The following is a 15426-nucleotide window of genomic DNA, read 5'->3' as shown; positions in this document are numbered from 1 at the left end:
GCGGAGCTGAAGCGCTTTAATTGAGCATTTCCGCAAAGCTTGAGCATCAAAACCCAAAAACCACATTCACAAAAACATTCCTTCCCATTCTTGGTATTCTATTCCAATCTGCGAAAGTGCTGTAATACTTATCAAAAACATTTTCCACACCAGCTTTTACCACGATTTTCTGCTTTGATAAATCGAACTGTTTAGAAGCTGCAAAGTTAAAAACTGTGTAGGCAGCGGCAGGAACTTCTCCAAATGCGGTACCGAAGGCAGTTTGTTTTGTAGCTCCGTTTGCACTTACTTCTGCTATCAAAGTTTTGTTGGTGTATTTAAAAGCACTACCATAACTAAATGGTTGTATTTGCGGCAGGTTTAAATCGCCAGAATTACCTCTTCGGTAAGCCATATTTCCCGACCATTGTAAGTGTTCTGTGATGTTATAACCGAGGGACAAGCCAGCATTAAATATATTAGCAACTGGCAATTGTCCGTACATTCTTATACCACTTGCACCAATAGTCATGGGAATAAAATCAGTTCGGTTAAAGCCGATGATGTAATCGTAAATCCTAAAATAATTCAATTGGGCTTTTATAGAAAAATCAGCTTTGCTGACCGCAGCCGAAGCATTAAACTCCAAAGATTTCTCGTTTGGCATTTCTGGATTTCCAACATAATCATATTTATCAGCGCTGTTAAACAAATAAAATCCATAACCTTCTGAAACAGATGGAGCCCGCTCGCCGTAACCTGTACCAAAATCAAATTGCCATTTCTCCTTATGGTAACTCATTTTAACAGCCGTATTTTTCAACCATCTCGATTTATTACGCTGCATATCAGGATAAAATATCTTTAAACTTTCATAGCCAAAATCATCTTTAACCACATTGTGATGTAATGCAGAACCTAGCAAAACTGATGCTGTCCATTGTTTGTTTAGGCTGATTTTATCTTCTAAAAACAGCCCCGTATATAAAGTATGAACGCCTGGCCAAGTAAGCATAAACATATCTTTCTCGTTTGGATTATTAGAAAACATTGTCATTTCTGCCATCGATGTATTGTAATGTCCAGAAAGGTTTGCCGTCCATTTATGATTGTTTATTTCTCCATTTAATTTAGAATAAAAACCACCTGTATTTGTCCAACCCGGCATATCCATTCTAAGGGGTACATCTGGGCGTTTGGTGTCATCCATTATGTGCGTAACCTTGTTGTAGTAAAGTTTGGTTTGCCAATAATCAACCAAGGAAGAGCCTATGTGTTTATCGTACTGGAGCGAACCAATAAAAGCTTCTGCCTTAGAAACATCCATTGGCAAGGCTGGGTAACCTACATCTGTTGCTTTGTCGTAAATAAGAGATGCTTTTAGTTGTTGGTGCGGGTCTAGCTGATATCCTACAGTTGTAGAAAAATTATACTTGGTAAACTGAGAATACAATATTTCTTTACCGCCACCAGCTTTGTAATTATCGGCATCCCGATAGGTAAAATCTACATCTGCAAAGAAATTCGCCGAGCTATGCTGCAAAGTAGCACCTGCAATTTTCTGGAAATTGGCACTCTCTAAGCCCGGAAAAATACTTCCTGCAAAAGGTTTACCACCAAAACCCGATTGTCGTCTAATCAAATCAATACTTCCGGCAATGGTAGCTCCGTTGGCACCACCTGCTTGTCCGCTGTGAATATTAGCCTGACTTAAATTGGTGACTTCCACATAAGAAGTTATCGGGTCCATTTTGTCGGTACAGGCACCGTAAATACGCATTCCATCGATAGTAACCATCGAACGTTCGGTTGCCATTCCGTTAAGCATTGGTTCCCAAGCATAAGCGCCACGTTTTATCATATTGATGGCGCTATTGGTTTCTAAATAGCTATCTAATGAAGATAAAACTTTAATGTTTTTATTGATAACACGTTGATGCCCAATAATTACCACGCTAGAAAGCTGTATTTGTTTCAGGCTATCTGGTTGAGAATTTTGTGCGTAAACACCGAAGGGCGCTAATATAAATACGAACGCAAATTTTGAAAATCTGTTCATAAGGATAAGTAAGTTTGTGAAACACCAAGTCGGTCGTCATTTCGACAACGAGTTTACGAGGAGGAGAAATCTTTAAGTTCAATAGTACTCAAAAATAGATTTCTCCCTGCGGTCGAAATGACGATATAACTTAGTTTGAATAAGAGGATAGCGACTGATTAAAACTCTACCTCGAAATAAATTGAACTGCCTTCATTACTGTTTGTAACTTCTTCGCCCTTAACAACCGTCCCCGCAGCATTTGCCAATTGCAAGTTGATTTTCCAATAACCAGTCATAGTTAGACTAAGCTTACCCTGATAAATTTTATTGGCACTGTTTTGAGTTAAATGCACATTGTTAGGCGAACCGTGATTTCCCATTCCTGGCATACGTGGGTCTATTTTAACTGTATAACCATCAACTATTGGAAAGGTCATCATATCCTGCATTTTAAAAACCATTGCTTGCATATCATTTATTGCAACTTTAGGTGTAGTTGGCGTTACCATCGCAATAACGTATCGAGTATTATCTGTTCCCGTAAAGGATACCAAATTTCGCTTTGCGGCTGCAGTAACATCTATTTTCGAGCTAGCAGTGTAAGTAGTGTTGCCAACGGTGTAATCAAATTGCAGTTCCCAATATTCTGAAGCGTTGCCTGCCATTTGGAAAACAATGTAACCTTCGTACAAAGTATTTTTATCGGCAACTTTAGTAATTGGAGAATACGGACAAGCGTGTTGCATACTCATCATATGCATTAGCGGTTTCCAAGTCAATTGAGCATTGTTAATCAAGCTACCATCAGCATTTGTTAGCTGAAGATAAATTTTGTTATAGCCAGTTTGCAGCTTACCATTTTCGGTATAAATTTTAATATTGTGCGAGCCGCTAGCTACAGTTTTTACTAAGGTTAAGCCTGCAGTTTCGGCAGTATTATCTATCGGACTATCTTTTTTACAAGACATAGCAAGAACTATCAGCATAAAAATGCTGGTGTATTTTAGAAAATTCATGATTATTTTTTTAAGCGATTAAATACGATAGCATTCGACACGAGGTGACGGAATGCATTAATTAAATGAAAATCAGCTTAAAAATTGAGGTGGTTTATCATTCCTAAAATAGTACAGATAAGCGTAATGGTTTTTTGGAAACATTGTGGCTGCAATAGTAATTTGACTTACAAATGCTAACGAAAAATCTTCGGTGCAATTAATTTGATGGCACAAAAACACTTCTTGCTGCAAATTTAACAGCATTTTCTCAGCTTGTTCTTTCTGCTGCTCTTTTGCCATTTTAGAAAGCTGGCATTTACCATTACATTTTAACGCCGGTTTTTCTACGTTCTCACAAAATAGAGAAATGAAACCATCAGTGTTTAGTATGTAAAATGTATGCAAAACGCTGTTTTTCGTGATGCAAAACATCATCACAAAAAGCAAAAGCAAAGCAACTATTCTACGTAACACCGACATCCTAACAAATTGATTTTAGTTTACTGGGACAAATCTAGTGGATGATTTTGACGCTCTTTATGACTGAAATCATAAAGCTTTATGATTACGCCCAATACCTTTGCTAGTACCTATTACTTACCTAGAATAGTAAAATTTCGTGGAGCTATCCGATAGTTAGGCAGCTTCATCTTAAAAAACAAAATGTTATGCTAGTGAAAAATAACACCATCACTCCTCTTTCAAAATCGCTGCTAATTATTGCGGCCGTTTTTCTTATCATCTCTCTTTTTGTTCCAATTTGGAGTATTTACTTAGATGCGCCTCAGTATCCCGAAGGCTTAAGTTTGAAGATTTGGGCTAATAAAATAGCTGGCGATGTAGATATTATTAATGGTTTGAACCACTACATTGGTATGAAAACGCTACATACCGAAGATTTTATAGAGTTTACCCTGCTACCCTACATCATTAGCGCCTATGCTTTATTGTTTCTTTTTGCAGCCAAAGTGGCGAAGAGAAAATTCCTCTACTTCGTACTAGCTGCATTTATCGTATTCGGCATTGCCGCCATGGTAGATTTCTGGTTATGGGAGTACGATTATGGGCACAACTTAGACCCAAATGCAGCTATAAAAGTACCCGGAATGGCTTATCAACCTCCATTAATTGGCTTTAAACAATTATTGAATTTCGGAGCATACTCTATTCCAAATATTGGGGGTTGGTTGTTTGTAGGAGCTGGTTTATTACTAGTTGCTGCGTCTTATATCGAAATTAAAAAAGCTCGTAAATAATATGAAAACATTTGTAGCAATCTTCGCCATCGTTCTGTTTTTCAGCTCTTGTGGAAATAGCGGACCAGAACCTATCAATTACAATAAAGATGCTTGCGATTTCTGTAAGATGTCTATCTCAGAAAGTCGCTTTGCTGCCGAATTAATAACGGTTAAAGGTCGAGCTTACAAATTCGACGACTTGCAATGCCTTTTACAATATGATGCTAGCAACAAAGAAGTAGCGGTAAAAAACTATTACGTTGGCAGCTTTTTGGAGGATGGCAAACTCGTTGATGCCACTACTGCATTTTTCGTAAAACATGAAAGTGTACGTAGTCCGATGGGTGGAAATACTGCTGCATTTACTACACAGAAAACAGCCGCAGATTACGCTAGCAAAAACCAAGTGGAGATTATAGAGTGGAAAGATTTAGCTAAAGCAGCACCAGCAGAAGGGAATTCTCATCATGGACATTCGCATTAATTATCGTTTCATTTTTTTTATTGCTTGCATCCTATTTCTCACCACCGAAAATAGCTTTGCAAAAACCATTTATGTGGGTAATGGAAAGGTATTTACTAGCATAAAAAAAGCCTTATCTGCTGCACAAAGTGGAGATACGATTATTGTAAACGCAGGGATTTACAAAGAAGGAAACATCATTATTGATAAACCTTTACACTTTGTAGGAAAAGATTATCCAACGTTAGATGGCGAACTTAAACATGAAATTATCTCGATAAAGAGTGATAATGTTAGCGTCAGTGGTTTTCGCATCCAGAACTCGGGCAGAACGGCAATGAGCGACCCAGGCGGCATAAAAGTTTACGACGCGAAAACCGTAACCATCGAAAAAAACATTTTGACCAACAATTACTTCGGAATTTATCTACAGTACGCCGCAAATTGTGTCATCAAAAACAACGTTATCAAAGCTTCGCAAAAAGAAGAAAACCAATCTGGCAACGGTGTGCATTGTTGGAAAAGTGACAGTTTGCAAATTATTGGCAATAAGATAGAAGGACATCGCGACGGTATTTATTTTGAGTTCGTTACCCACTCGGTCATTTGGAGAAACATTGCTAAGAACAACCTTCGCTATGGCTTGCACTTCATGTTTTCGCACAACAATGCTTACATCACCAACTACTTCAAACACAATGGTGCTGGCGTGGCGGTAATGTTTACCAAAAAAGTAGTGATGATGAACAACACCTTTGAAGAAAACTGGGGCGATGCAACTTATGGTGTACTGTTTAAAGAATTGTCTGACTGCTACCTCTCGGGAAATCGCTTCATTAAAAACACAACCGGCATATATTTCGATGGCAGTAACCGCATTACCGCCGAACGTAATTTGTTTAAAGGAAACGGTTGGGGTATGCGAATGCAAGCAAATTGTGTAGACATTACCATATCGCACAACAACTTTATGGGCAACACTTTCGACGTTACTACCAACGGTTCGCTCACACTTAATCAATTTTTCGAAAACTACTGGGATAAATACGAAGGTTACGATTTGGATAAAGATAAAATTGGCGATGTACCTTATCATCCACTCAGCTTGTATGCGGTAATTGTAGAGAAAAATCCGCCGGCAATGTTACTTTACCGAAGCTTTATGATTAGCCTTTTAGATAAATCGGAAAAAGTACTACCCAGCTTAACACCCGAAAATTTCGTTGATAACAAACCTAGAATGAGCCCTTATAACTTATGATTGAGATAAAGAACATAACGAAGAATTTTGGAAAGTTGAAGGCTTTAAATGGCTTAAACTTGGAGCTAAACAAAGGAGAATGTATTGCTTTGATTGGTCCAAATGGTTGTGGAAAAACTACGCTCATTAAATCTATTTTGGGTATGGTTTTGCCAAGTAGCGGCGAGATTTTGTTTAACGGCAAAAGCATCAAAAACGACAACGATTACCGAAGCAATATCGGCTATATGCCGCAGATTGGTCGTTACCCAGAAAATATGACCATTGGACAGGTAATCGACATGATTAAAGGCATCAGAAATAGCAACCGAGTTTTAGACCACGACCTTTACGAACACTTCAATATTGAAAAAATGCTCGATAAAAAGATGCGCACCTTAAGTGGCGGAACAACACAAAAAGTGAGCGCTACCTTGGCATTTCTGTTTAAACCGCAAGTGCTCATTTTAGATGAACCTACAGCTGGATTAGACCCTATCGCTGCCGAAATACTGAAAGCAAAAATTATTGATGCAAAAGAACGAGGTTGCCTAATCCTCATTACTTCGCACTTGTTAAGTGAGCTGGAAGATATTGTAAGCCAAATTATTTTCATGCAGGAAGGAAATTTAATTCTTCACAAAAATGCGGAAGAATTGAAAGCAACCACTGGTCAGCAAACCATTGCCCGCTCTATTGTTCATCTCCTTAAAACCGAAACGTTATGATGCGAATTTTAAAATACGTAGCACTCGATATCATCAAGAACAAAATCATTATCGCCTACGCCATTATGCTTGCACTTTTTTCTTGGAGCGCTTTTGGCTTGGAAGATAACGCTGCAAAAGGTTTGTTAACGGTACTAAATATCGTATTGCTTACTGTGCCTTTAATGTCAGTTTTGTTTGCAACTATTTATGTTTACAATAGTAGCGAATTTATAGAATTATTGTTAAGCCATCCCATTAAACGGAGCAAAATCTGGAAAGCACTTTTCATTGGTTTATCGCTGGCCATGGTAGCGGCTTATGTCTTTGGTGCGGGAATTCCTTTGTTTCTTTTTGCCGAAGGGGATATTGCCCTAATGACGATTGCCGTAGGTTCTCTCCTATCGGTAATATTTGTAGCCATTGCATTTTTAAGTAGCATCATTACAAGAGATAAAGCTAAAGGTATTGGTACCTCAATTATGTTGTGGCTGTATTTTGCTTTGTTATTCGATGGATTGGTATTGTTTCTCTTCTTCCAATTTGCCGATTATCCCATTGAAAAAGCGGTGGTTTTTCTGAGTGCATTAAGTCCTATCGATTTATCAAGGATTTTAATTCTACTGAAATTAGATGTATCGGCTATGCTGGGTTACACTGGAGCAGTCTTTAAAAACTCTTTCGGTAGCGACTGGGGCCTGGTTTTCTCCTTTGCCTTGCTAGCATTTTGGGCACTGGTGCCGTTTTACCTTTCACTTAGAAAATTTAAAAGCAAAGATTTGTAATTGACTGAACCACATAAAAATCCCAAGCTATTTTCTATTAACCCAAACCAATAATATGAAACAAGATATTTCAACCAAAGAAGATATAGAATTGATTGTGACATCATTCTATGAGAAAGTAAAAACTGATGAAACCATAGGCTTCTTCTTCTCGGAAGTAATCAAAATTGATTGGGATAAGCACCTACCCAAAATGTGTGCTTTTTGGGAAAACGTATTGCTTTTTACTGGCGAATATGAAGGAAATCCGATTGTCACACATCGAAAGCTTAACCAACAACATGCCACTACAAACCAACATTTTAATAAATGGATGGAGCTTTTTGACGAAACAGTTGATGAACTTTTTGCAGGTGCAAACGCAGAAAAGATGAAAGCACATTCTAAATCTATTGCTACGGTGATGATGCAGAAGTTGTAGTTTAAAAGCTTTGTGTTGTGGTTGGCGGGCACGCCAACATTAGAAGTAATCAATCCAGAAAATCCTTAAATACTGATAAATGAACCACCACCTACTCCTCATCATCCACCTATTAGCAGCAACAATTTGGGTTGGCGGACATTTATACATCGCCATCCGTGTTTTGCCGAAGATTTTAAAATCAAAAGATTGCACTGAACTTTTAGCGATGGAGAAAAGCTACGAACCTCTTGGAATGAGCGCATTGGCTTTATTGATAATTACCGGAATCTGGATGACCTTACAATTTGGAATTTCGTTAGACCAATGGTTTTCGTTCTCCAATCCGATAGAAAAAGTGACCTCTACCAAACTACTACTACTTTTCAGCACCTTTCTGCTAGCCATTAGTGCACAAACTAGGGTAATCCCAAAACTTAAAAGCAACCCTAAAAAGCTAATTGAAATGGCAGTACATGTCATCGCCGTAACCTTAATTGGCGTAACAATGTTGGTGTTAGGCTCTTTTGTGAGATACGGAGGAATTTAATTCAGAGATTTTCGTTGGGCAACCTTTGCTACAAACATTCCCGCAGCACCGAGCAATAAAACAACAGCTGCGCCAAAAAGTAGTTCATTAATTAGAGGAACGGCGATATAAGCAAAAGATGCCACACCTTGTATGCCTAAAAAGAATTCGTTAAACAGAACCCCAAACATAAACACAAAAGCCATCAGCTTTGCTTGTTTTGTAGGTTGAACTACCTTTTGTTCAAATAAAAATCCCAGAAGGAAAAGCGAATAAACGCCCAACAATACCAAATGTAAATAGGCAATCACAATTGGCCTAAAACCAAAAACCAGCTGACTTAAAGAAGGCACCACAGAAACTGCTTGCAAAGTAAATTTGAGTGTTAATGCCAAAGCCGCAACGTAGAAAAACCATTTAAACCAAGCAGCAGATTTAGCTAAAGGTTTAAAATATCTGAATAACTGCAGTAGCAAAATCAGCCAGGTAATTAGCTGTAAAAAAGTAGCCAAAACCGTAACAGCATACACCCAAACAGGAAGCTTACCCCATAGAATGGATAGAAAGAAAGTTGGGATTACAGTTACTGTAAACACATTAAAATATTTATTTAACGATGGAAAATTGGCTGGCAAATAATTAACCATGATAGCCATGCTACCAAAGAAAAACCAACCGCTATATTGAAAGTGCAAATAATAATAAACAGAACCCAAATAATAATTATGGTCAATGTTCTTGCTGGCCATCATGTAGGCTAGAAACAATGGTCCTACAGCAGATACCACATTTAAAAGCAAGCCCATTGTTGCCCATCGTTTTGCAGGATGTGGCTTAGGCAAATACTTCAAATCTTTAATAAAAACAATGGCGAAAGCTACTGCGATGAAAATAGATAATGTAGAAAATGAGATGGAAATTGCTTTATAGCCTTGTGCCGTAAACGCAATCAACATCCCAAAGGAAGCAATTAGGTTTAGAGCCATTAACCAATGATATTTTTTGCACTTAATTTCGTTTAAATATGGGAAGCTAATCCACATCAGCCCTGCGTATAAAACTTGGCTAATCCAGCCGCTAAAAGCAAAATGAGAATGGGCGTGAAGCAAATTCTTTTGGTCAAAAAAAGGAAAATCGAATGCAATTTTATAGCGCATTACCACGCCATAAAGTGCTACAATCACCAAATTGAATAAGCCCCAACCCAACCACCTTTTAATGCTGCTGTCCATTAATGATAATAAAGTTTATGGTTGATAATTTTCACTTTCCCATCTTTACTCATCCTTGTCAATGTGCGGATGACCGTTTCTACCCGCAAGCCAGTAAAATCTGCGATTTGCTGCCTGGTATAAGGCAATGGTTCGTTAACACAATCGCTAAAATTAGCCTTGTTGTTGTTTAAGAACTGTGCTATTTTTTCTTCAGGAGTTTGTTGCACCCAAACCTGCACAGCCGAAGCCTTTTTATAAATACGTTCGGCAAAAGTGTACATCATTCTTTCTAAATACTCCGGATAATCGTGAATAATGCTTAGATAATGCTCTTTCCTAATTTTCACCAAAACACCATCGGTATTTGCCTGTGCAGTACTCGGATAAACCTTGCCCAATAATAAGGGAGGTTCGCCAAAACTTTCGCCAGCTTTAAAAACTCCCTGTATCAATTCTTTTCCCTCGGCATTGGTAGAAAACATACGCACATCTCCAGAAACCAACTGATAATAATAGTAAGGCATGGTATCTTCATAGAAAAGGAAATCGCCTTTGGCAAATTTTCTAGCTACGCCTCCATAGGTAATCAAAATATCGTAATCGATGTGCATAAGAATGATTTTGAGATTGTTATTTAAGACTTGCGAAGTCTCATGAAACTTCGCAAGTTTTCTAGAATTTTACTCTACGATAAAAGTACCTTTCATCAAAGCAGAGTGACCAGCGAACGAACATAAGAATTCGTATGAACCTTTAGCTGGAGCAGTAAATTCAATGGTATCGCTTTCGCCACCACCAATTAATTTGGTATGCGCAATTACCTCTTTTTCACTACCTGCCGGGATATAGTCCGTGCCCGAAGCAGCAATGGCTTTACCAGCAAAGTCTGCTAAAACAACACCTTGCGCTAACAATACGAAGTTATGTCCCATCGCAGTTTTGGCCATTTTACCAGTGTGCGTTAAAGTCAACTTCACAGTTTGTCCTTCTTTCACTTTAATTTCTGACAGGTCAAACTTCATGTCATCGCCGGCGTTAAGTGTAATTACAGCTTCATTTGCATTTTCTTCTGATGCTGCAGGCGTAGTTTCTTCAACCGGAGCTGTAGTAGCTGTGTCTTCAGTTTGCTTTTCATTACTTGTACAACTAGCAACCGTAAAAGCTGCAGCTGCTAATAAATAGATTACTTTTTTCATTGTTTTATTTTTTGTTTTTAATGTGTGAATTATGACTTACTTAAACTGTAGCAATACGATTTGCACCACTATTTTTTACTTCCATCGCAATAGCTCTAGGGAACATGATATTATTCTCTAAATGGATGTGCAAATGCAAATCTTCCTCAAATTCTTGTAAAAACGCCAACGTAACTCTGTACGTATTGCAAGCATCTACAGGTGGTGTATAATCATTGGTTAATTCTGCAATCCTTCTAAAACGCTCGCCTTCTGCGGTATGCTCGTGCATCATCATGTTAATCGGATTTTGAACAGTTCCAAACGGTGCAGCAACAGTATCTCCAGCAGCCATTTTACGTACAAACGGAAATAAAATCTGCTCCTCTTTTTGCATGTGCGCTGTAAGTTCTTCTACACAACCTCTAAATAGATCTTGCACTTCCAACAACTCTGGGTGACTGCCGCCATGTACGCTTGCCACCTTATTTAAAAACGGTACAATCTCCACAATCTTTTCCTGCACATACCTGTGATGTTTCTTTTCAACGTAATCTGCCAGTAAATCTAACGGCCACGTGTTATAGTCGGCTACCACACTGCCAACCTTATTTGTCACTTCCTCTAGGTTTTCAATTACCAAAGCTGGATCAATCGATTTCTTAGCGCAAGCTTCTGCGATGGTTCTATTTCCAGCGCAGCAAAAATCTATACCTTGTTTTTTAAATACTGATGCAGTGCGGTAGTCTTTTGCTACCAAATCGCCTACAATGGTTTGTTCTGTAATGTTCATTGTACTCTATTTTAATTGATTAATATTTTTAAGATATAAATACCTTTTTATCTTTTATTGTTGTAAAAAATTATCGTTTTAAAAAGGTTAAACTTTGTTCTAGTTCTTCAGAAAGTTCTCCCATTTTGGCATTTTCCAACATCAATTTCATCTCGCCTCTAATTTTTTTAAATTGATTATGAATTGGACAAGGATGATCTTCTGAACACTCTTTTAAACCAAGTCCACAACCTGTAAAAATCTTATCTCCATCAATAGCTTTTACAACATCTGCCAAAGATCTTTTTAACGAATACTGATCGTGATAAAACCCTCCAGTTGGTCCCTTAGCAGATTGAACCAGTCCTCTCCTACCTAGATCTTGCAAAATCTTCGCGATAAAATGTTCTGGAGAATCAATCCCCTGCGCTATTTCTTTTATACCTACCCTACTTCCGTCTTTCGATCTATGGGCGATATAAATCATTGCTCTAATAGCGTACTCGCAAGTTTTTGAAAACATGGTTAATTCTTTTACACAGCAAAGTAAATGCATTTTCAAATAAAAGACAAAAATATCTTTTATTTAATTGTCTGCTGAACGTAATTTAAAACAACGTATGCGTTTTAAATGATTTTTATGCATCACCCTTAAAACTTTTAAAGCACTTCATACCAAGCTGATATCCGCTTCGTTAAATGTCTGTTATCAACAGATGTTAATTTCTTATGTTGATAGCTAATTGCATTAATTCTATTTTAGTACCAACCCAATCTGAAACTAACGCACACATAAGTTTCGGCAGGGCTTTATTTAGAGTAATGCTGTAAGGCTACTTAAAAGAGAATATACACAAATGAAGAGAAAATACTTATTGGTTCCCCTATTTGTTGCCAGTGGTTATGGTTTTGGCTATGCTCAAATTAGTCCGTTGGTAAAGTTAAACCAAAATTACCAAAGTGGCCTAGAGCTGTTAGAAAACGAGAAATATGTTGCCGCGGCACAACAGTTTAAAATGGTTGAGCAGTTTAGAAATAAACCCAGCACGCAACAATTAAGCAATGCCGAACTCACTACACTTAAAGAAAATGCAAAGTTTTATGCAGCTGTTTGTGCTATAGAATTGGGCAACGACGATTCGGAAGCGCTTTTCCAAGAGTTTATCAGGGAATATCCTTTAAACCCAAATACAAAATTAGCTTACTTTTATATGGGTAAGGCTTATTTTGGGCAGAAAAACTATACCAAGGCATTAGAATGGTTTAACCAAGCAGACCCTACTTCATTATCGGGCAAACAACGTTTAGAATATCAGTTTAAACAAGGATATGCCTATTTTGAGCAGAACGATTTTGATAAAGCAGAACCATTATTTGAAGCGGTTAAAAAAGAAGATTCGCCATTTAAGGAAAGTGCTACTTACTACTTTGCCTACATCAACTATCTAAATAAGGAATATAAAACTGCTTTGGCCAACTTCGAAAAGTTAAAAGGTTCGCCAACTTACGAAGCTAGTTATCCATATTATATTACTTCTATGTATTATTTGGATGAGCGTTATGATGATGTAATTGACTACGCTATCCCGATGATGGAAAAAACCAAGCAAAAATATGAACCAGAAATGCTGAGCTTGGTTGCTGCTTCCTATTTCTCAAAATCGGAATTTAAAAATGCTGAAAAATATTTTGCTGCCTATTATGAGAAAGACAAAAATCAGGTAAAAAACAATCTTTTTGTATACCAGTATGGTTATTCGCTTTTCCAAAATGGGAAAAACAAAGAAGCCGTTAATGTATTAGAAAAATTAAATACAGACGACGTTTATCTACAAAACGGTATGTTCACTTTAGGTAAAGCGGCATTAAAACTTAACCTAAAGGAAAAAGCTAGAAGTGCGTTTTTCAGAGCGTCTCGATTAGATTTTGACAAGAATTTACAGGAAGAAGCTTGGATGAGCTATGCAAAGCTGAGCTACGAATTGGAATTTAACCAACAAGCGCTAGAGGCAACTCAAAACTTCCTTAAAACCTTCCCTAATTCTAGAAGAATTAATGAAGCTAAAACCTTGTTAGGTGAAATTTTATTGACCAGCAAAAACTATCAAGCTGCTATTGACATTTTAGAGCCAATACCAAATAAAACGCCAGAAGCCAAAGCTGCTTATCAAAAAGTAACTTATTTCCGTGGATTAGAGTTTTACAACGAAAGAGCATTTCCTAACGCTTTATCAATGTTTCTTCGTTCTGAAAATTTTAAGGAAGATAAAGAAATTTATGCATTGAGCACCTATTGGAGAGCCGAAGCTGCTTACGAGTTACGTAAATTTGGTGAGGCGGTAAGCACTTTCGAGAAATTCTTAGGAATGGAAGAAGCGAAACAAACAGATGTGTACAACTTCGCAAATTATGCTTTAGGCTACGCTGCTTTTGAAGATGAAAAATATGCAAAAGCTGCCAACTACTTCGAACGTTTCTTAAGAGGTGCCGATAAAGATGCGAAAACAGTAAATGATGCTGTGATACGTTTGGCAGATTCATATTTCGTAAATAAAAATTACGGGGATGCTTTAGTGTACTACAATCGTATCATCGCTAATAGACAAACTGGCGAGGATTATGCACTTTTCCAACGTGGCATGATACAGGGTTTGCAAAAACAGGATGATGCTAAAATTGCAACGATGCAAGACTTGTTGAAACAATTCCCTAATTCTAACTACGCAGATGATGCTGGTTTCGAAACTGCTTATACCTATTTCAACAAAGGTGACCACGAAAAGTCTAAAACAGATTTGGTTGGCTTAATTGCTAAATATCCGAGAAGTAGTTATGTTCCAAAAGCTTTATTAACCATCGGTTTGGTGCAGTACAATCAAGACCAGGATGAATTGGCTTTAGAATCTTTCAAGAAAGTAATTAGAGATTATCCAAGTACCCCAGAGGCAAAACAATCGTTAGAGTCGATCAAAAACATTTATGTAGATCGTGGTGATGCTACAGGTTTCATCAGCTATGCTGCAACTACGCCATTGGGCAATTACTCGTTAAGTGAGCAGGACAACATCATGTTCCAATCGGCGCATAACATTTACTTACGTAGCGATGCAAAAGGCGCTTATGAAGCGATCAATGCATATTTAGATAAGTTCCCTAAACCAATTCACGACAAGGAAGCTAAATTTATTAGAGCAGAATCTTTGGTGAAATTGGGCCGTTCGGCAGAAGCGATCCAAGATTACGATTACATTTTGAACGACTGGACCAGCGAATACACCGAACGCTCTTTGATGAGTGTTTCTAAGGTGCTAATGCAAGAAAAGAAATACAACGAAGCTGTAGTTTATTTGAAGAGGTTAGAAACTACTGCAGATTACAAAGCTCACCATAGCTACGCTATCAATAATTTGATTAAAGCTTACAATGAGCTGAACATGCCAGATGATATGTTGAAGTATGCCGACATGATCAAAACATCTGACAAAGCATCGGAAGAAGAGAAAAACAGCTCTGATTTGTATGCTGGAAAAGCATTCTTGCTAAAAGCAGATACTACATCGGCTGTTAAAGCATTTAATAATGTTGTAGCCAAAACAAAAACTTTAGCTGCCGCAGAGGCCAAGTACAACCTAGCATTTTTACAATATGCCAAAGGCGATTACAAAACATCACAAAAAACTTGTTTTGATTTAATTAACAATATGCCTTCTTACGATTATTGGGTGGCAAAATCTTTCATCCTTTTAGCTGATAATTATTTGGCTTTAAAAGATAAGATGCAAGCGAAAAGCACCTTGTTAAGTATCATAGACAACTACGAAGGAAACGACGATATTGTACCAACGGCAAAAGAGAAATTGGCAAAAATCAACTAGAAAACACACA

Annotated in this window: 15 protein-coding genes; 8 read left to right on the top strand and 7 right to left on the bottom strand. The window is 37.6% G+C overall.

Annotated elements, in window-relative coordinates; all coding sequences use genetic code 11:
* Window positions 1-46 precede the first annotated feature (46 nt).
* Both AC23ME_RS13705 and AC23ME_RS13700 read right to left on the bottom strand, forming a co-directional pair.
* On the bottom strand, window positions 47-2038 hold the full coding sequence (locus tag AC23ME_RS13705; protein WP_487728344.1) for a TonB-dependent receptor plug domain-containing protein: 1992 nt from the start codon (window positions 2036-2038) through the stop codon (window positions 47-49).
* Window positions 2039-2196: 158 nt separating this feature from the next.
* Window positions 2197-3036, bottom strand: a complete 840-nt coding sequence (locus AC23ME_RS13700; protein ID WP_487728343.1) for a hypothetical protein — start codon at window positions 3034-3036, stop codon at window positions 2197-2199.
* 650 nt (window positions 3037-3686) lie between these two features.
* Here AC23ME_RS13700 and AC23ME_RS13695 point away from each other — a divergent pair.
* From AC23ME_RS13695 to AC23ME_RS13665, 7 genes are all read left to right on the top strand, one after another.
* Window positions 3687-4274, top strand: coding sequence for a hypothetical protein (locus AC23ME_RS13695; RefSeq protein ID WP_487728342.1), 588 nt, complete (start codon window positions 3687-3689; stop codon window positions 4272-4274).
* A gap of 1 nt (window position 4275) precedes the next feature.
* Window positions 4276-4740: a nitrous oxide reductase accessory protein NosL gene (locus tag AC23ME_RS13690; protein WP_487728341.1), complete on the top strand. Its 465-nt coding sequence runs from the start codon at window positions 4276-4278 to the stop codon at window positions 4738-4740.
* Window positions 4724-5980, top strand: a complete 1257-nt coding sequence (locus AC23ME_RS13685) for a nitrous oxide reductase family maturation protein NosD (RefSeq protein WP_487728340.1) — start codon at window positions 4724-4726, stop codon at window positions 5978-5980. The genes AC23ME_RS13690 and AC23ME_RS13685 overlap by 17 nt, the downstream gene beginning before the upstream one ends.
* On the top strand, window positions 5977-6687 hold the full coding sequence (locus tag AC23ME_RS13680; RefSeq protein WP_487728339.1) for an ABC transporter ATP-binding protein: 711 nt from the start codon (window positions 5977-5979) through the stop codon (window positions 6685-6687). Before AC23ME_RS13685 ends, AC23ME_RS13680 begins: the two co-directional genes overlap by 4 nt.
* A complete protein-coding gene (locus AC23ME_RS13675; protein WP_487728338.1) occupies window positions 6684-7451 on the top strand; it encodes an ABC transporter permease subunit in 768 nt (255 codons plus the stop codon). The genes AC23ME_RS13680 and AC23ME_RS13675 overlap by 4 nt, the downstream gene beginning before the upstream one ends.
* A 55-nt stretch (window positions 7452-7506) precedes the next feature.
* Window positions 7507-7872 (top strand): group III truncated hemoglobin, encoded by a 366-nt coding sequence (locus AC23ME_RS13670; protein ID WP_487728337.1) that lies wholly within the window; start codon window positions 7507-7509, stop codon window positions 7870-7872.
* A 79-nt stretch (window positions 7873-7951) separates the two neighbouring features.
* On the top strand, window positions 7952-8401 hold the full coding sequence (locus tag AC23ME_RS13665) for a copper resistance protein CopD (protein WP_487728336.1): 450 nt from the start codon (window positions 7952-7954) through the stop codon (window positions 8399-8401).
* Here AC23ME_RS13665 and AC23ME_RS13660 read toward each other — a convergent pair.
* From AC23ME_RS13660 to AC23ME_RS13640, 5 genes are all read right to left on the bottom strand, one after another.
* Window positions 8398-9612 (bottom strand): hypothetical protein, encoded by a 1215-nt coding sequence (locus AC23ME_RS13660; protein WP_487728335.1) that lies wholly within the window; start codon window positions 9610-9612, stop codon window positions 8398-8400. The two genes, AC23ME_RS13665 and AC23ME_RS13660, sit on opposite strands and share 4 nt — an antisense overlap.
* A complete protein-coding gene (locus AC23ME_RS13655) occupies window positions 9612-10205 on the bottom strand; it encodes a Crp/Fnr family transcriptional regulator (protein WP_487728334.1) in 594 nt (197 codons plus the stop codon). The genes AC23ME_RS13660 and AC23ME_RS13655 overlap by 1 nt, the downstream gene beginning before the upstream one ends.
* 69 nt (window positions 10206-10274) lie before the next feature.
* Window positions 10275-10790, bottom strand: coding sequence for an azurin (gene azu, locus AC23ME_RS13650; RefSeq protein ID WP_487728333.1), 516 nt, complete (start codon window positions 10788-10790; stop codon window positions 10275-10277).
* 40 nt (window positions 10791-10830) lie between these two features.
* Window positions 10831-11562: an iron-sulfur cluster repair di-iron protein gene (ric, locus tag AC23ME_RS13645; RefSeq protein WP_487728332.1), complete on the bottom strand. Its 732-nt coding sequence runs from the start codon at window positions 11560-11562 to the stop codon at window positions 10831-10833.
* Window positions 11563-11632: 70 nt separating this feature from the next.
* Window positions 11633-12064, bottom strand: coding sequence for an RrF2 family transcriptional regulator (locus AC23ME_RS13640; RefSeq protein ID WP_487728331.1), 432 nt, complete (start codon window positions 12062-12064; stop codon window positions 11633-11635).
* Window positions 12065-12398: 334 nt separating this feature from the next.
* Here AC23ME_RS13640 and AC23ME_RS13635 point away from each other — a divergent pair, with 334 nt between their 5' ends.
* Entirely contained in the window at window positions 12399-15416 is a 3018-nt protein-coding gene (locus AC23ME_RS13635) for a tetratricopeptide repeat protein (protein ID WP_487728330.1), read from the top strand.
* Window positions 15417-15426: the final 10 nt, after the last annotated feature.

Source organism: Pedobacter sp. T50_32 (genome assembly GCF_057652195.1).
This window is presented reverse-complemented; position numbering and strand designations above follow the sequence as displayed.